Source organism: Buchnera aphidicola (Meitanaphis elongallis), assembly GCA_039830015.1.
In the GTDB taxonomy this organism is placed as follows: domain Bacteria; phylum Pseudomonadota; class Gammaproteobacteria; order Enterobacterales; family Enterobacteriaceae; genus Buchnera_B; species Buchnera_B aphidicola_AU.
Window position 1 is genome coordinate 570566 of record CP140033.1, and the last position, 19670, is coordinate 590235.

Here is a 19670-nt window from a genome sequence, read left to right on the forward strand (position 1 = left end):
CTACATTCATAAACAAAACATCACAACGTAACAATATTTATGTTAAAAATACAAGAAAATCTAAAAAAAATACACGAAAAAATTCTTACTATAAGAAAAAAATATTATGTTCCTCAAAAAAAAATAAAACTATTAGTAGTCAGCAAATCACGATCTATTCAAGAAATAAAAACAGCAATTTTATGCAAACAATATGAATTTGGAGAAAATTACATACAAGAAAGTTTATTTAAAATTAAAACCTTTAAAAACATTAAATGGCACTTTATTGGTCATATTCAATCCAACAAAACACGTATAATTTCTACTAATTTCGATTGGTGTCATACTGTAAAAAACGAAAAAATAGCTAAAAAATTAAATAAACATCGATATAACATTGCTCCAAAATTAAATATTTTAATACAAATAGACATTAGAGATAACTTTTCTATATCAAAAATAAATATAAATAATTTTAAAAATTTAATAAAGAAAATAATACTATTAAAAAATTTAAATTTACGTGGTGTAATGGGTATGCCTTATAAATTTATTCATTACAATGATCAAGTAAAATCATACCAAAACGTACCATTATATTTTTCCATCATGAAAGATATACATCCTGACGTAGACACTATATCCATAGGAACCAGTCACGATATGCAAGCTGCTATAATATCTGGAAGTACTTTGATAAGAATAGGATCATACATCTTTGACTAATATGACTTCTCTAACATTGTACATTTATGAATTATATAAAACCCATCATGTACTAATTTTAACCTAATTGTAATAATTAACTACATATATTGTTTTTAAAATTCATACATATATATGTTACATGCATTTAAATAAAATGTTGATACAAATATCTTAATAAACACTACAAAACAAATAATATTTGTTTCAAAAAATCATACAAAATTGTTATAAAATAATATTAAGCAACATTAAAATATTTTTAAATTTTTGAATTTCATAAATTTACCCGCTATAAACACATGTTTTCAATTCAAAATGCACTAACAAATACAATAAATTTGCAATCATTCACAGTACAACAAAATATACACAACATAAATTTTAATTTAATTCTTAATTATCTAAAATACTTAGAATAGAACTTATCAAACTAAAATATTTATCACCACTTTAATATTCAAATACATATTAAAATACTTAATTTAATATCAAAATTAAAACTTGTTTTATTTTGAAAATTAAATATGAAAACACTACTTATGTTCTGAAAACATCACTATGTATATTTTAGAATATATACTAAACACCATAATAGAAATAAAATATAACAACAAATAAAATTATTACAATTTTATAAATACAAGCATATAAATATTCAACCATCTCATATCAAGATATATAATATCCTTAAAAAATTTATTTAAATTATATAAATTAATAAAATAATATAATATAATCTCAAAGAATGTATTAATTACAATATATAATTATATTATATAACTGTAATTTGTTTTACATAAATACTTAAAATCAAGAACATTAAAAAATTGTTTTATTTATTTTTAAAAATATTTTTAAATAAAATATTTACATAAGTATCAATATTATTTAAAACATTTCAAAATTTAAATATTAAATCAAATATAGTATGTCCTAAATCCATCCCTCTTCTTTCAAATTTAGTAATAGGACGAAAATTATACCCAACATTATAATCATTTCTATTGAATAAATTGTTGCATGTATTCAAACTACGCACTATAGAAACAATTTCTTCTGCATACGATTGACAATCAGTAGATATATGTAATATTCCATTATGAACTAACTTTCTAAATATAAGTTTAGCAAAATTTTTTGTAAAAATTCTTCTTTTACAATGACGTCTTTTAGGCCACGGATCAGGAAAAAACATTTGAATTTTAGATATGCTTTTATCATAAATCATACTAGTTAATACTTCTACTGCATCATGATAAACAATCCGAACATTTTTTAAACGATACGCACGAATATGTTTTAAACATGATATAATACCTGGTAAATAAACTTCAATACCTAAAAAATTTTTAGATAAATTTTTTAAAGCAGTATTTGATAAAGACTCACCCATTCCAAATCCAATTTCTAAAACTATTGGAGAATTAGCGTAAAAAATATTATTTATCTTCAAATATGTTGATTGAAAATTCACTCCAAATTTAGGCCAATATTTATTCAAAAAGTTATATTTACTACCACTCAATTTTCTACTTCTAGATACAAAACTATGTACGCCTCGTAAATAAGTACCATTTTCATTGTATTTTGATGTAACTATATTATCTGCTATCATATCGTAATATTCAAAAGAACATTTTTAATTTATTTTAATATTATTATAATACACTACTATTTTATACAACATTAAATATAACCATTTAATGTTGTATAAAATATATGGATATACTATGAACTCACTACTTTCTTTTCCACAATTAGTATTAAATTGGTACCATAAAAATGGAAGAAAAGATTTACCTTGGAAAATAGAAAACAGTCCTTATCATACCTGGATATCTGAAATTATGTTACAACAAACACAAATAAAAACGGTAATCCCTTACTATAAAAAATTTGTAAAAACTTTTCCAAATATTCATGTTTTGGCAAATTCTTCTATAAATGATATACTAAAAATATGGAGCGGGTTAGGATACTATACTAGAGCACATAACCTATATAGTGCTGCTAAAATTGTTATAAAAAATTATAACGGAAAATTTCCAAATAATTTTTTTGATATCATTAGATTACCAGGAATAGGTCGAACTACAGCAGGTGCTATTTTGTCGTTTGGATTCAACTTTTACGCTTGTATTCTTGATGGAAACATAAAAAGAGTGTTGTTAAGATATTTTAGTATACATGCAAATACATCAATAAAAATTGAAAAAAAGTTATGGTCTAAAGTGGAACTGATAACACCAATATATAATACAAATAAATTTAATCAAGCTATGATAGACATAGGATCTCTAATTTGTTCAAAACACAAACCAAAATGTAATATATGTCCTATAAATAAAAAATGTACATCTTATATAAAAAACGATTGGTCCACATATCCAATAATTAAGAGAAAAATAGTTACAACAAAAAGAAACATATTTTTCTTAATCATTCAGCATCAACATTTCATTTTCTTAAATAAACACAAATTTAATAACATATGGAAAGGATTATATTGTTTTCCAATATTTCATAGTCAAAAAGACGTTTTAAGATGGATAAAAAGAAAAAAAATTACAATTAAAAATCAAGAAATATTTCCATCATTTTTACACAAACTTTTACATCTTCAACTATTGTGTATACCTATACGCATTGAAGTAAAAACACCATTCTTAGTTGATACCAAATCTCAATGTAATATTTGGTTAAACATTTTAAAACCTTCATGTATAGGATTTCCATCACCTATACAAAAAATTTTTAAAACACATTTCTTTTTTAATACTTAATTTTAAGGACCTAACTTTTTATGAATAAAAACGTATTTTGCTATTTTTTAAAAAAATATGCTATTAGTTTAAAAAAACCACCATATCCAGGTAAATTAGGAGAAAAGATTTATAAAAATATTTCAGAATTAGCATGGAAACAATGGATGTCTCAACAAACAAAAATAATCAATGAAAAAAAATTAAATATGATTGACGTAAACGATCGAAAAACATTAGAATTACACATGATAGATTTCCTTTTTCATCAAAAAAAAAATGTATAATAAAATATTATACTAACGTTCTTTAAAACACATACAAATAATTTTTATCCATCAAAATATATAAATTTTTATCAAAATAGTATTGTGAAAAATTATGAATTTTAAAATCAAATTTCAAAAAAACGCAGCATGCAACATGTTAATATTTGATTCAGGTTTAGGGGGGTTATCTATTTATAAAAAAATGAAAAAAAACTTCCCAAATGCAAATTATATTTATGCATGTGACAATGCAGCTTTTCCATATGGAGAAAAAGAAGAACATTTCATTATTGAAAGATGCTTAAAAATAATTGATTTAATATCTAACAGAATAAACGTTACCATGGTAATACTCGCATGTAATACAATTAGTGTTACAAGCTTATTAATTTTAAAAAATAATTTTAATTTTCCCATTATCGGTATCATTCCAAATATAGCAGAAGCTACTAAAATTACTAAAAATAAAGTTATTGGTCTTCTCGCAACTAAAATCACTATTCATAATCATGACATACAAAAAAAAATTTTGTCGATGTCTGAAAATTTTACTATAAAAACATTACATGATGAAAAATTAGTGAGAATAGTAGAAAAAAAATTGAAATATAACTCTATAAAAATAGAAACAATTAATAGTATATTAAAACCATGGCATTATGAATCCAGCACTCCGGATACGATTATATTAGGATGTACACATTTTAATTTCTTAAAAAAAGAAATAAAGCGTTTATTTTCAAAAAAAATTAACATAGTAGATTCCAGTCCTATTATACCAAAAAACATTTATAATGTTTTAAAAACAAACACTATTAAAAAACAACATATTGCCTTTTTTTCAAAACCTATTACGCATCATATACCTTTATCATGCTTATTCAATAAATATGACTTTTTAAAGTTCAAAACACTTTGTATATAAACAAAAATTTTAATATGAAAAGTTATACATAAAAACTATTTACTTAAATGAATAATAAAATAAGTTATTTAATATGCTTCCAAAAATCTAACAACTTTAAATATTATAAACTTTTTTTTCAATACTAAATGCATATTTTAATAAATCCTTCAACAACAATACATTTTTAAAATTATTTTTATGTAACTCTAATAAATTTAGAATATTTTTTGTATATTCATATATACTCTCCTTATTTATAATCGCATTACAATGTTTTTTCCATATACATTTCTCTTTTTCATTTAACATACAAGGATAATTTCGAGCTATACAACGTATTAGCAATGATCTAATTCTTTTGCTCGAAATAAATAAATTCCTATCAAAAACACGTCTTTTTAACAATTGATGTATTACTCGTATTAATCTCTTCTCTGAACTATCAAAAAAAGCATCATACATTTGCAGATCAACGTTCTCAAAATTTGATTTTGAAATATCACTATTAATTATTTCTAATTTCTTTTTTAAAAAAGTACTATTACGTATCAATAACAAATTTTCTTTACACATTACATAATCTATTCCTAAATATATCATATTTTCAGAATTAACGACGTCAACAGGAGCTAATATAGGACAACGATTAATATGAACTAATATAATTCCTTTATCAAACATTTCGCTATATTTTACTGTTTTAGCAGTAACATTAGAAAAATATGTTAAAAAGCTCTCGACATTTTTTGTTAAATCAAAACTAATTAATATATTTAAATTATCTGAACACCATAAAAGCGGAGCAATTAAACCAAAATTTTTTTTTGATGAACCAAAAAATCGAGATATATAAATCATAGGTTTAATATTACATATATCAATAATCTTTAACAACTGCGCTTTTTTTCGATGTTTAAAAAAATAACTAAATAACTTAGGTTGTTTTTCTTTTAATAATTGTGTCACTTGAAGAGTAGCATATACATCACTAATAGCATTATGAGCATGATCATGATTAATTTTATTAGATTGTGATATGTCAGATAATTTAAAACTTGGATAATTATTATAAACGTTAACAGGCCAATTGATTCCTTCTGGGCGTAATACATAACAAGCACGTAATACATCTAAAATATCCCATCTAGAGTTACCATTTTTCCAACTCCATTCATAAGGATCTATAAAATTACGATAAAAAATATTTCTTGTAATCTCGTCGTCAAAATAAATATTGTTATAACCAATAATACAAGTATTAGGAATCTTAAATTGTTCATGAACTTTACATGCAAATTCAAATTCATTTAAGCCATATTGTTTTACGTGACAAGGAGAAATACCAGTAATTAAAACAGATTGAGGATTTGGCAAATAATCTATAGAAGAATAACAAAAAAATTCAATAGGAACTTCAATAATATTAAAATTTAAATCGGTACGAATACACGCAAATTGAGCAGGTTTGTCTAAAGCAGGGCTAATCCCAAAAGTTTCATAATCATAAAATAAGAAAGTACAATTATTTGATTTTAAAATTTTACTCATATCTTATAATATTAATATATGTAAAATAAAAGTCCAACATACTAAATGACAATATTATTAACATAAACTTAGAAAATTAAAATAAAAAAATTAAAAACTCCCCCGACTGGATTCGAACCAGTGACATACGGATTAACAGTCCGCCGTTCTACCAACTGAACTACAGAGGAAAACAAAATCTTAACAAAAAAAAATTTTTTTGTCAATAAAATTAAAATTTTAGAAAACATATATTTTTAACTAAAAATAATGTATACTCATATTTTTCAAACAAATTTTTTCTAAAATTTGTTTGAAAAATATGAGTAAAACATATAAATATATAACTTAATAATGTCCGTAAAACCTTATAAGGCCCTTTAGCTCAGTGGTAAGAGCAGGCGACTCATAATCGCTTGGTCGCTGGTTCAAATCCGGCAAGGGCCAAAAAATCTTTAAAAAATGGAATAACAGAATGAATAATTGGAAACAAAAATTTATTCAATTTTGTTTTGAAAAAAAAATATTGCAATTCGGCAATTTTGTACTTAAATCAGGGCAAAAAAGTTCATTTTTCTTTAACTTTAGTTTATTCAATTCAGGAAATGACCTTGAAAAACTAGGTTTTTTTTATGCTAAAACTATCATTAAAAACAAAACTAACTATGACGCACTATTTGGAATAGCATACAAAGGTATTCCCATTGTTATATCTACAGTAATAGCATTAAATAAGTACTTTAATATTAACGTTAAATATTGTTTTAATAGAAAAGAAATCAAAAATCACGGAGAACAAGGAATGTTTGTTGGAAAGTTCCTAGAAAAAAACATGCTTATATTAGATGACGTTATCACTTCTGGATCATCTATACAAAACATAGCAAATATTCTTGAATCTTATTCAACTGATAACAATCTAACATTAAATGTTATAGTTGCTTTAGACAGAAGGAAAAATAAAAACATTAATTTTAAAACTACGAAAAAAAAACACAATATAAAAATTACTTCTATAATAAATATTCAAGATATCATTTACTACATAAAAAACAATAAAAACTTATGTTCTTATATAGATAATAAAAAAGATATACTTATTTTACCCACTAAATGATTACAATAAATCGTTAATAACATACCTTATTTAAATACAATTTTTTATAACAAAATTATAAATTACTTTAATCCCGAATGACCAAATCCTTTACTCTTTCTAGTATTATTTCCAATAGAAAATGTGTTTACAATATTGAAAATAGGTCTAATAATAGGCACAAAAACCATCTGAGCTATTCTCATACCAGAAGTTATTACAAATGGTTGAGTACTTCTATTCCACATAGATACCATAATCTGACCTGTATAATCAGAATCAATTAACCCTACCAAATTACCCAATACAATACCATTTTTATGTCCTAAACCTGATCTTGGCAAGATTAAAGCAGCAATAAATGGATCTTTTATGTGTATAGCTATTCCAGTAGGTAATAAAACAGTAGTATTAGGTAATACATGTTCTTCTTGAGATACAATACATGCTCTTAAATCTAAACCTGACGATCCCGTAGTAACATAATCTGGAAAGGAAAATTTAGCACCTATACGAGAATCTAAAATCTTAATATCAATATTAATTTTCATATTACAACACTTTAGTACATTGAATTTTTTAATAAAATAAACATTTATCTATAAAATATAGAAATAAAAAATGTTAATAGTTTCCTTTAATAATATTTAATTTAATTGATTTTTCTTTACAAAATCAAAAAACTATAAAAGATAAAATTCACAAAATAAACCATATAACTATAAATGTCTCATTCATTACGTAATTACAAAAATATATAAAACCTATCTAATATGAAGGTCAAAACAAAATTAAGTTCTTTTTTCATATAAAAATTCATTATTCAAATAAAAAATAAATAATTAAAATTATTTCATAAAAACTACTAATTGTGTTTAATTGTACTTATTTCATACACATTAGCAATAATATTATTTAATCTTTTAGCAAACATATTCCAAGCTTAAATATTTTGTGAAACAAAGAATATCATTTACTCAACCCATTACACATATTTATAATATATCTATGTTTTATTTAAAACAATTATGTTTCCTCCTTAGAAACAATATTAATCATAATAGTTACCGCAACATCATGATGAGGTTTAAACACTATATTATACTCACCAATTTTTCGAAACACTCCATTTAAAAGAAAAATTTCTCTTTTTTTTATCTCTACTCCGCTCAAACTAGATAACAATTCAGCAATATCACGAGATCCTACAGAACCAAATAGTTTACCTTCTTTTCTAGATTTAGAAAATATGACAACTGGTTGAGTTACCATTTTAACTTTTTCAGCACGAAGCTTAGCTAAAGATAATTTCTCCAATATTTTTTGTTCTAATTTTTCCTTTTTCTTTAAAACTAGTGCAATGTTGATTTTAGTAGCCACCATCGCTTTTCCAAATGGAACTAAAAAATTTCGCACATAACCAGGCTTTGCACGCACTATATCACCTAAATTTCCTAAATTTTCTACTTTAGTAAGAAGAATAACTTGCATTAACGAAATAACCTCTAATTATTTTAATGTTATTGATGTTGATCTGTATAAGGAATTAAAGAAAGATAACGCGCTCGCTTAATCGCACGAGCCAACTGACGCTGATATTTTGCTTTAGTACCTGTAATCCTACTAGGAACTATCTTTCCACTTTCTGTAATATAATTCTTTAATATAGAAATATCTTTATAATCTATTTCTTTAATTCCATCAGCAGTAAACCGACAAAATTTACGACGACGAAAATAACGTACCATAATAAAATATCCTATGTAATCATAAAATTAAAAATAAAACTTACATTACTATAAAACGTATTATAATTGAAAAATTAATGAACTTCACTATTTAACTTTTTATCATCTCTACAACGAACCATTGGAGATGCTTCCGTTATTGGTTTTTTTAAACATATGATAATGTTTCGTATTATAATATCACTGAATCGAAATTTATCTGATAACTCTTTAATTAAATGTGGAGATACTTCAATATTCATTAATACATAATGTGCTTTATGTAATTTTCCAATAGCATATGCCAACTGACGTCTTCCCCAATCTTCTAGTCTATGAACTTTACCTTGATCATCAAAAATTAATTTCTTATATTGTTCAATTATGTTTGGAAGTTGTTCACTATGATCAGGATGAAGAAGAAATATTATTTCATAATGTCTCACAGAAAGATCCCTCATAATTTGTTTAATTCTTATGAGAAAAATAATATTATCGTCATAAAGAACTAAATAAACCACAAAAACTAAATTTATAATATACATTAATAATTAAAAACATTCAATATAAAGATAAACAGTCAATATAAGTGCAATATTATATACAAAATCAATTATAAAAATAAATATTAAACAGCATTTAAAGCTAGAATCAAAATATACAAATTCTAGCTTTAAATATTATATATTTCTGACAATAGTATCACGTCTATTCGGACCAGTAGATATTATATCAATAGAAATACCTAATATTTCTTCAATTCTAAAAATAAATTGTTTAGCTAAAATAGGCAAATCATAAAAATTAGTAATTCCCAACGTTTTATTATCCCAACCTTCCATTACTTCATATATAGGATTCACCATTTTCCAATCTTTATAACAACAAGGAATTTTCCTATATTTAAAACCACTTTCTTTATCTTCATAACCTACACAAATTTTAATTTTTTTTAAATTATCTAGTACATCCAACTTAGTTAAACACAATTTAGATATAGAATTAATACTTATAGATCTTTGAAGTAATACGGTATCTAACCAACCAGTACGACGTCTTCTACCTGTAGTAGAACCGAATTCATTTCCATTAATACAAAAATGAGTATCTAAATCACCATAAACTTCTGTTGGAAAAGGACCGTTTCCAACTCTAGTAGAATATGATTTGACAACTCCCAAAACATTTCTTATATTAGATGGTCCTATTCCAGAACCTATACATACACCACCAGAAATGCTATTTGAAGAAGTAACATATGGATACATGCCATGATCTATATCTAACAAGGTTCCTTGAGCTCCCTCAAACACAACTAATTTATTATTAAGCCTAGCACTTTCTAAAACTCTCGAAACATCATCAGTCATTTTTATAAGAAAATTCTTTATTTTAAATATGTCATTAACAATATCTTGATAAACAATACCATCAGCATGGTAAAAACTTACTAATTGATGATTATAATAATCCACATTATCTCTTAACTGACGAGAAAAAAAAGACCAATCTTGTAAATCACCTACACGCAACCCTCTTCTAGCTACTTTATCTTCATAAGCAGGTCCAATGCCACATTGAGTTGTTCCAATAGAATATTTTCCGCGCTTTTTTTCTCTAGCTATATCCATAGCAATATGATAATTGAAAATTAAATGACATGATTCTGATATAATAATACGATCTTGTACATTATAATTATGCTGTTTTAACATATTAATTTCATTTAAAAAATGAACAGGTGATAAAACCATACCATTAGCTATTATAGCTACAGTACTATTATGCAAAATTCCAGAAGGCAAAATATGCAAAACAATTTTTTTTTCATCCACAACTAATGTATGTCCAGCGTTATGTCCTCCTTGATATCGAACAACATAATCTGCTGTTTCAGTTAAAAAATCTACAATTTTTCCTTTTCCTTCATCTCCCCACTGAGTACCCAAAATAACAATGCTATCTTTTGTCATTCAATAATCACCTATTTTACACACTCATTTAACATAAACAATATGCTAACATTATCGAAACTTTTTCATATATTTAAAAAAATAATTATTATCTGGATTTATTATTAAAATATCTCGTCCACTCTTAAAACTATTTTCATAGGCACGAAGACTACGAATAAAACTATAAAAACTCGGTTCTTGACTAAAAGAACTAGAAAACAATTGAGCAACTGTAGCTTCTCCTTCACCTCTTATAATTAATGCTTGTCTCTGCGCTTCTGACAATACTTTAGTTACTTCATAATCAGCAGAGGCCCTTAATTTTTCAGCTTCTTCTTGACCTTTAGATCGTTGACTTCTAGCAACAGCTTCACGCTCTGCTCGCATTCTATTATATATTGCATCAGATACTTCAATTGGCAAACTAATTTGCTTAATGCGCACATCAATAACCTTAATACCTAATTCAGTCATACTATTAGTATTTATCAATACTTTATTATATTTATTTTTTTTAATATCTAACATCATATATTCATTTTGCTTCTTCGTATTATCAGAAGCATAATCTACACTTCCAGTATTTAACGCATCTCTCACATCAGTAGTTAATCTTCCTCTAGAATCAGTAACAATTTCTTTAACATTAAGACGCCCCATTTCCGAACGCAAACGATCACTAAATTTACGTTTTAATAATATTTCTGCTTGAGCAATATCACCTCCTCCAGTTGCTAAATAATAACGACTAAAATCACTAATATTCCATTTTATATAAGAATCTACAATTAAATCTTTTTTTTCTCTTGTAACAAAACGATCCGCTTGATTATCCATAGTTTGAATTCTAGAATCCAACATTTTTACAGTATCAATTAAAGGGAATTTAACGTACAAACCAGGATTATATACTATAGGTTGACTTTGACTATTACGTAATACTTTACCAAATCGTAATATAATACCTCTCTGTCCTTCCTGAACAATAAACAAGCATAAAAATAAAAAAATAAATATCATACTACCAACTACTACAAAAACTTTATTCATATTTTATTCTCGTCCTTTTCTTAAAATATCAACTCTACAAGAATGTTCTTTTTTCTGATCAACTATATTTTTACGAGGTACATTAGAAATAACATTATTACGATTTTGTTGACTAAAAATATTTTTATGAATAAAACGATGTTTAGAATTCTCTGGTAAAGAATATCTTTTTAAAAGTAAATTATCTAAAGACAATAATGACACATTTTTACTAACAAATATTTTTTTAACGTTACTAAATATTTTTTCCATAGATTCAATATACAATCTCTCTATAGTAATTAATTTTGATGCTCTATAAGCAGGTAATATTTTAGAAAACCTAACTACTTCTCCTCGTGCTTCTGATATTATACGAGATTTATAAGCTCTTGCTTCTTCTAAAATACGTTGTGCTTTACCATTAGCTTTAGGCTGCACTTCATTTACGTAAGCTTCTGCTTCTCTTATATATTGCTCCCTATTTTCTCTAGCAGCAATTGCATCATCAAAAGCAGATTTTACTTCCTCGGGAGGGCGAGCTGCTTGAAAATTTACATCTAATATAGTTATACCCATATTATAAGGCTTTATTGTTTTCTCTATTTCTTTTTGCGTATCACTTCTAACTACTGTTCGACCTTCAGTCAACACTCTATCCATAGTAGAATGACCTATAACACCACGCAGTGCACTATCAGTAGCTTCTCTTAAGCTATCATCAGGATTAATTGTAGAAAACAAATATTGTGATGGATTAATAATACGATATTGTACATTCATTTCTACTCGAACAACGTTTTCATCGGACGTTAACATAATTCCAGATGTTGCTAATTCTTTTACCGATTTAATATTAACAGGAATCACTTGGTCAATAAACACAGGTCTCCAATTTAATCCAGGTTCTACTAAATGACTAAACTTTCCAAAATGTGTAATTACACCACGTTCTGCTTCTTTAATGGTATAAAAACCATTAGCTATCAAAATAAATGCAATCATTAAAATCATTGATACTATAGGATTATTAACATATTTTAATGGTCCTGAGCTATGATAAAACGATCTTGTTTTCATTTTTAATGAACAAAATAACTTTCTTAATTCAGTTAAAGTAAAAAATCCATTATTTTTATTTTTAATATTATCTGAAGTTCGATTTTTATCACTCCAAGGATCTAATTCAGGTTTGTTATCACTTGGCTGATTCCAGACCATATTTATCTCCATCTTATTATTTTAATTTTACATCTAAAAACTTTTATATAAAATTATATACAATACCAAATTTTTAAAGTTAATTGTTAACTTCATTTTATTTTATAATATTCGACTACTATTAAAATTTCTATTTGTAAATGAAATGCAAATCAAAAGTATATAATTTTTTTTAAAATAACATTATCGATATGATAACTCTAAGTTATTAGAAATAACTTATAAAAATTAAATAAATATTTAAACACATTTATATATAGGCATAATAAAATACAATATACGTTAAAATATTCATACTATAAAGATTCAAGTCTCTTAATGATCTGTTCACACAAATCATCTAAATTATTATTGTTTACAAATTTATGCAAATTTTTCCAACGTTTTAACCACGTTAATTGATTTTTAGCTAATCTTTTAGTAGCAACTATAGATTGATGTATCATATCATCATAACTTAAATTTCTTACAAGATAATTCCACATCTGTTGATATCCTACACAATGCATAGAAGATAAATTAATGTTCAAATCTCCACGATTCAACAAATATTCAACTTCATTTTGAAAACCAAGCGACAACATCTTTTCAAAACGTGCACGTATACTGTTCATCAACCACTCTTGGTTCTTTGGCATAATAGAAAATTGTATAACTTTATATGGAAAATTATAATTTTTAAGTTTAGTTAACTCAGTTAAAGTAGTTCCAGATACCAAAAAAACTTCTAGTACTCTTAAGATTCTCTGTAAATCGTTAGGATGAACACGTTTAGCTGATTCAAAATCAATTTTTTTTAATATATTATATAAAACCTTTTTATTTCTTTTATGCATCGAATACAAAAATAAACGTATATTACGATGAGCAGGAGGTAATTGTGGCAATCCTTCTAACAATGTTCTAAAATAAAACATTGTGCCTCCAACTAATAAAGGTATTTTCCCTACAGAAAATATATATGCTATTTTTTCTAAAGCATCTTTTTGAAATTCACCTACTGAATATTTTTCTGTAGGATCTTTAATATTGATTAAATAATGCGGGTGATGTAATAACTCTAAATCTGTAGGTTTTGCTGTTCCAATGTTCATTTCTCGATAAATTAATGCCGAATCAACACTAATTAATTCCACTGGAATTAATTTCCTCAATTGCATTGCAAGTTCACTTTTACCACAAGCAGTAGGACCCATTAAAAATATTACTAACGGATTATCTGATATTACACGCTTAATAATCATATTTTAATATACTTAATTTAAAACCAATACCAATTTTCCGTAAAAACTTTAAAATAAGATAATTTAAAAAGGTTTGATTAAACATATTTTACGTTCTGATAATAATTTTATAATTTGTAAATAATCAATCTTGATATAAAATATTAATTTTAATATTGTTGAAAATGTTTGTAATCAACTTAAATATCTTCGTGCCATTTCTAAAAATTAAAACTTAACATAAATAAAATAATGTTATTAAAATTTTAAAAAAATGTAAAAAGCATAAAACAAAATTTAAATATACTAAAATAAAATCATTTAATTTGATCTAAAATGACAACTTTCTATATAAAAAAATCTTACACTACTTCCTAATCAAAAAATAATAAAATAAAACATATTACAATACTTCAATTAAATGGATTTTATAATCTTTTGTTTTTAATTTTAATCTTGACTTATACAAAAATATCTTCCATAAAAAACTGTAGAAAACAGTGTTCTGTTCTTTTAACGATTAATAGTAAAAATTAACAATTTTAAGAAAACTATCTAATAAAATACAATATTTACTAACAAAAAATATATTACAACAATTTATTCCATCACAACAATTTAATATTAATGTACTAACTAAATTGTTATTTAATATGTTATAATGTTATAGATATTAATGTATCAACTGATTATTTCCATTTGAAAAAATATTTTACAACACCTATCTTGTTTTGCATACAATCCAAACAAATATTTTACTTAAAAAATAAAACAAATAAAAATATATTTCTTTTTATGAAATATAAAATAAATTAACATACAAAACTATGAACTAATCCTACTCAAACACAAAACGCTTACTTTTTTTAAAAAATATATTAACATCTAATTCATAAAAATTAGTTAAAAATATAATGTCATACAGAAACTTTATGTAAAATACAACTCTTATAACGCTATTTCTCTAACTACTGAAAAATAATACATCTAAAAATATTATTATCAGCAATATACTCATATGTTAATATAACAGTATTAAGCTTATTTATCATACAACCTTTCATATAAACATAATAACCCAATCCAAAAACATGCACATCATCACAACTATTATTATTAATAAACATCACATCATTCATAAAAAAGTCTACTAAAAATATTAATTCTATTTTATAGTAATTCAAATCTATATAATAATTATTCCGGTAAACTTATTATATTTTAAATACAAGCTAATTATATAATTAGACAACCACAAATAACGAAACAATTTCATCGCACTTCATTAACTTAAAACATATTCAAATATTCTACACTTTCAATAAAAAGCTTACTAAAAAAAATAAATTTAAAATTATTAATATAATTCCTAAAAATATGTCATCTAAATATAAAGAACTTATTAAAATATTCTATCAACAGAAATATTTAAATTCTCACTGTTCTAAACAATAATAAAAAAATAAAACCAAAAAAGCTATATAAACTAATACCTTTTCTAAAATACCTAAATAATAACATTTTTTTAATCTTAAACAAAAAAATCTACCCACAGAATAATAAACTAAAAAATAAATTTTATTTATGAACAACTTTTTTTATTATTTCTAATATTAATTAAATTTCGTTTGCTATTCTTAATATCGATATCAATACGCATACAGATAATTCCAAAATCTATACCATAATTTTAATTAATCTCTGTAAAAAAATACTAAAATAAGACAACGAATTTCTTTAAAAACAAATATGATCAAAATACTACTATTTTAAAAATATATAAACATACATAAACTATATTTTCTAAATAATAATTTATTCTTATCATTATAAATTTAATATATCGTAATATTTTTACCAAATAAAAGTACTATTGATAATTTGAACACATTTATGCTTCTTAAAACTTAAAAAATTATGACAACATTGTAAATACATCCAATATATTTAAAACAAAATTAATATACCTGTATAACATTTTTCTATTTATATAATTCTTTTTTAAAAAAATTAAAATACTCATTAATTGAATTAATAATAGACAATTTTAAATCTAATCCACTAATATTAGACAAAATGTAGTTAATTCCTTTATCTTTAATTAAGCAATTTAACTGCACTGCTTCACTATCATTGATATTTTCATAACATAATGCAGCTGAAACACCCTTTATTAAATTAACATTAGAGCATCGATATTCTAAAGTACCTAAAATAGGTTTAATTAAACGATCATTTTTATGTAACTTTCTTAAAGGATTACGACCTACTCGTATTAAATCATCAACTAAATAAGAATTTTTAAATCTTGATAACACCGAATCAATGTAACAATCATGAACTGATTTATCAAAATTATATCGCGATATCAATACATTACCACTTTCATTCATTGCACCACGAACAATATCGTATATATTTTTATCTAAAATAGCACTATATATATCCGTGTATCCATACAATAAACCCAAATATGCAGTAATTGCGTGTCCAGTATTTAAAGTAAACAATTTTCTTTCACTATAAGCGTTCAAATTATTACTTAGTTGCATACCAATAATATTAGGAATATCACCTTTAAATTGATTTACATCACATATCAATTCTTTAAACTGTTCCACTTTTACAAATAATATATTGCTACTTTCTTTATTATTAAATGATACAATTCTATCTACTACCGCGTCTACAAATCCAATATTATTTTCTAAATATTCATGATATTTAGTAGGTAATAAGTTCATAACATGTTTTTTTAATACCGAACTACAACGAAAAAAATTTTCACATGCAATAATGTTTAAAAAATTGTGTCTTTTAATTTTTATTTTATGTTTTATTCCTTGCACAATTAAGCTAGCCAAAGAATTAACGATATTTACTCCTACTGATGTTGTAATTATATCTGCTTCTGCTATAACCGATAAAATATTAGGATGATTAACATGTATAGCTTTTACTCCTTGAATCTTATCTACATAAGAATTTTCACCTAACAATTCAATATCATATTCATGATACAAATTAATAGAATCGATAATCTCTTTATTGATATCTGAAAAAGTTAAGTTAAACCCAGAATGCACTAATATTTGTCCAATAAATCCACGACCTATATTTCCAGCACCAAAATGTAACGCTTTCATTATTGTTTCCAATGCTAATATTAAAATAAATCACGACCTGTTAATATTAAAATATTTCCCATATTATAGATTTATACAAATAATCTAAATTACTATTTTGAAATATCTGAAGAAAATAATCTTAAAACATCATTTACGTTACTAGTATTAGATAAATTTTTAATAACTTTATTATCATCTAAAATTCTTGTAATATTACTTACCACCATAACATGTTCATTATTTCGAGCTGCAATACCAATTACTAAAAATGCAATGTCTTTCGGATCATTTCCAAAATGTACGCCTTTTGGAAACTGACAAAAAATAGCTCCAGTTTTTAATATAGAATCTTTCGCTGTTATAGTACCATGAGGCAAAGCTACAGATTCTCCTAACCACGTAGACATAATTTCTTCTCGTTCTAACATCGCTTTAATGTATTCTTTTTTTACATAACCTTGTTTAACTAATTGCATACCTATAAATTTAATAGCTTCTTCCTTATTTTCAGCAGTTTGATTTAAAAATATATTTCTTTCAGTAAAACTAAATAAATTATTTATTGTTTTAGTTTCTTTTTCGTGTATCATTTCATCATTACGTGATATCTTAAAATTATTATTAACACCATGTCTAATGAAATATTTTACTAATTTTTCATAAAAACTATTATCTAAAAAATTGTTTAAAGATAAATGTTTAAGTTTAGGACATTGCATTTTTGCTCTTTCAGTAAGATTTTTATGAGTAATAACTAAATCAGCGTTATCAGGAATAGAATCAATAGAAGAATTAACAACAACTATACTAGCATTTAAATTTTTTAAAACATTTCTCAACATTCCTGCTCCTACTGCACTAGAACCCATACCTGCGTCACAAGCAACAACAATTTTTTTTATTTCTGTAGAAAAATTAAAATGATTATCATTAATCCCGTGCAAACTATCATTCAATTCTAAGTTTTTATATTCACATTCTATTGGTACTGTTGCTACATTCTTTTGACATTTTTTATTAGAAATTTTTAATATTATTAAAGAAACTAAAAAAGAAACTAAAAAAGAAAATATAACTGCAGTAATATTAACAAGATACAAACCTTTCGGAGTCATAGCTAAAATTGATATAATAGAACCTGGAGAAGCAGTTGACATTAATCCACCATTGAACAACATCAACATAAATATGTTAGACATACCACCTAAAATTAAAGCTATAATCAATTTTGGATTAAGTAATATATAAGGAAAATATATTTCATGTATTCCACCAAAAAACTGAATAATAGCAGCATTTCTTAAAGAAAATCTAGCATCTCTATTCTTATATTCTAAAAAAAATAAAGCCATGAGTGCACCAACACCAGGTCCTGGATTAGATTCAATCAAAAAAAAGATAGATTTATTAGACACATCTACTTCTTGCATACCTAAAGAAGAAAAAATACCATGATTAATAGCATTATTTAAGAACAATATTTTTGCAGGTTCAATAAAAATTGATATTAATGGCAAAAAATTATGTTTAATTATTACGTTAACACCATACTCTAAAATATTAGAGAACGCTTCAATAATTGGTCCTATAATAGAGAACGACACCACTGACAATAATATTCCAATGATTCCAGCTGAAAAATTATTCACTAACATCTCAAAGCTGCTAGAAATCTTATGCTTAAACACACTATCAAATTGATAAATAAACCACCCTCCCAACGGACCAATTATCATAGCTCCTAATAACATCGGTAAAGTAGTATTAACTATAGCTCCCATAATAGCTATACTTCCAACAATTGCTCCTCTTTTCCCACTTATTAATCCTCCACCAGTACCAGCAATTAAAATAGGAAACAAATAAATTATCATTGGATTTATTATTTTTTCTAAATTTGTATTTGGTATCCATCCAAAACGAAAAAACAACCCACTAATTAACCCCCATGCAATAAAAGCACTAATATTTGGCATGATCATTTTGCTTAAAAATCGACCAATATTTTGAATTTTAACTTTTATTAACATTGACATGCTTTTTCCTTACTTTATCAATTAAATTCACGCAATAACTATTCTTTTCTTTTTTTAAAATAAAAATAAAACACAAAATATTAAAAATAATATATTTATA

Annotated in this window: 17 protein-coding genes and 2 tRNA genes; 6 read left to right on the forward strand and 13 right to left on the reverse strand. The window is 24.5% G+C overall.

Going from position 1 to position 19670, the window contains the following annotated elements; genetic code table 11:
* Positions 1-39: 39 nt before the first annotated feature.
* Positions 40-708 carry a YggS family pyridoxal phosphate-dependent enzyme gene (locus U0T58_02575; protein XBC42263.1) on the forward strand — a complete coding sequence of 223 codons (669 nt, stop codon included), beginning with the start codon at positions 40-42 and terminating at the stop codon, positions 706-708.
* An 880-nt stretch (positions 709-1588) separates the two neighbouring features.
* On the opposite strand, the gene trmB is transcribed toward U0T58_02575, so the two are convergent.
* A complete protein-coding gene (gene trmB / locus U0T58_02580) occupies positions 1589-2305 on the reverse strand; it encodes a tRNA (guanosine(46)-N7)-methyltransferase TrmB (GenBank protein ID XBC42264.1) in 717 nt (238 codons plus the stop codon).
* A gap of 115 nt (positions 2306-2420) precedes the next feature.
* Here trmB and mutY point away from each other — a divergent pair, with 115 nt between their 5' ends.
* The 3 genes from mutY to murI all read left to right on the forward strand — a co-directional run bounded on the left by mutY (position 2421) and on the right by murI (position 4646).
* Positions 2421-3473: an A/G-specific adenine glycosylase gene (gene mutY, locus U0T58_02585; protein XBC42265.1), complete on the forward strand. Its 1053-nt coding sequence runs from the start codon at positions 2421-2423 to the stop codon at positions 3471-3473.
* Positions 3474-3493: 20 nt separating this feature from the next.
* Positions 3494-3739 carry an oxidative damage protection protein gene (locus tag U0T58_02590; protein XBC42266.1) on the forward strand — a complete coding sequence of 82 codons (246 nt, stop codon included), beginning with the start codon at positions 3494-3496 and terminating at the stop codon, positions 3737-3739.
* A gap of 94 nt (positions 3740-3833) precedes the next feature.
* On the forward strand, positions 3834-4646 hold the full coding sequence (murI, locus tag U0T58_02595) for a glutamate racemase (protein ID XBC42267.1): 813 nt from the start codon (positions 3834-3836) through the stop codon (positions 4644-4646).
* Between the two features lie 96 nt (positions 4647-4742).
* Here murI and sbcB read toward each other — a convergent pair whose 3' ends face one another.
* A complete protein-coding gene (gene sbcB / locus U0T58_02600; protein ID XBC42268.1) occupies positions 4743-6176 on the reverse strand; it encodes an exodeoxyribonuclease I in 1434 nt (477 codons plus the stop codon).
* 97 nt (positions 6177-6273) lie between these two features.
* A tRNA-Asn gene (locus U0T58_02605) sits at positions 6274-6346 on the reverse strand.
* Between the two features lie 183 nt (positions 6347-6529).
* On the opposite strand from U0T58_02605, the gene U0T58_02610 reads away from it, so the two are divergent.
* Together U0T58_02610 and pyrE are read left to right on the forward strand one after the other, a co-directional pair.
* Positions 6530-6602: transfer RNA gene (locus U0T58_02610), tRNA-Ile, on the forward strand.
* 28 nt (positions 6603-6630) lie between these two features.
* Complete coding sequence (gene pyrE / locus U0T58_02615) at positions 6631-7272, forward strand: orotate phosphoribosyltransferase (protein ID XBC42269.1); 642 nt, start codon at positions 6631-6633, stop codon at positions 7270-7272.
* Between the two features lie 62 nt (positions 7273-7334).
* Here the strand turns inward: pyrE and dut are convergent, their stop codons facing one another.
* From dut to U0T58_02665, 10 genes are all read right to left on the reverse strand, one after another.
* Positions 7335-7802 carry a dUTP diphosphatase gene (dut, locus tag U0T58_02620; protein ID XBC42270.1) on the reverse strand — a complete coding sequence of 156 codons (468 nt, stop codon included), beginning with the start codon at positions 7800-7802 and terminating at the stop codon, positions 7335-7337.
* Between the two features lie 475 nt (positions 7803-8277).
* Positions 8278-8742 carry a 50S ribosomal protein L9 gene (rplI, locus tag U0T58_02625; protein XBC42271.1) on the reverse strand — a complete coding sequence of 155 codons (465 nt, stop codon included), beginning with the start codon at positions 8740-8742 and terminating at the stop codon, positions 8278-8280.
* Between the two features lie 29 nt (positions 8743-8771).
* Positions 8772-8999 (reverse strand): 30S ribosomal protein S18, encoded by a 228-nt coding sequence (rpsR, locus tag U0T58_02630; protein ID XBC42272.1) that lies wholly within the window; start codon positions 8997-8999, stop codon positions 8772-8774.
* A 74-nt stretch (positions 9000-9073) separates the two neighbouring features.
* A complete protein-coding gene (gene rpsF / locus U0T58_02635) occupies positions 9074-9424 on the reverse strand; it encodes a 30S ribosomal protein S6 (protein XBC42273.1) in 351 nt (116 codons plus the stop codon).
* 234 nt (positions 9425-9658) lie between these two features.
* Positions 9659-10951: an adenylosuccinate synthase gene (locus U0T58_02640; GenBank protein ID XBC42274.1), complete on the reverse strand. Its 1293-nt coding sequence runs from the start codon at positions 10949-10951 to the stop codon at positions 9659-9661.
* 51 nt (positions 10952-11002) lie between these two features.
* Positions 11003-11983, reverse strand: coding sequence for a protease modulator HflC (gene hflC / locus U0T58_02645; protein XBC42275.1), 981 nt, complete (start codon positions 11981-11983; stop codon positions 11003-11005).
* Positions 11984-11986: 3 nt separating this feature from the next.
* Positions 11987-13183 (reverse strand): FtsH protease activity modulator HflK, encoded by a 1197-nt coding sequence (gene hflK, locus U0T58_02650; protein XBC42276.1) that lies wholly within the window; start codon positions 13181-13183, stop codon positions 11987-11989.
* A gap of 296 nt (positions 13184-13479) precedes the next feature.
* Positions 13480-14427, reverse strand: coding sequence for a tRNA (adenosine(37)-N6)-dimethylallyltransferase MiaA (miaA, locus tag U0T58_02655; GenBank protein ID XBC42277.1), 948 nt, complete (start codon positions 14425-14427; stop codon positions 13480-13482).
* A 1961-nt stretch (positions 14428-16388) separates the two neighbouring features.
* Positions 16389-17552, reverse strand: coding sequence for a mannitol-1-phosphate 5-dehydrogenase (locus tag U0T58_02660; protein XBC42278.1), 1164 nt, complete (start codon positions 17550-17552; stop codon positions 16389-16391).
* A 92-nt stretch (positions 17553-17644) separates the two neighbouring features.
* Entirely contained in the window at positions 17645-19570 is a 1926-nt protein-coding gene (locus U0T58_02665) for a PTS mannitol transporter subunit IICBA (protein ID XBC42279.1), read from the reverse strand.
* Positions 19571-19670: the final 100 nt, after the last annotated feature.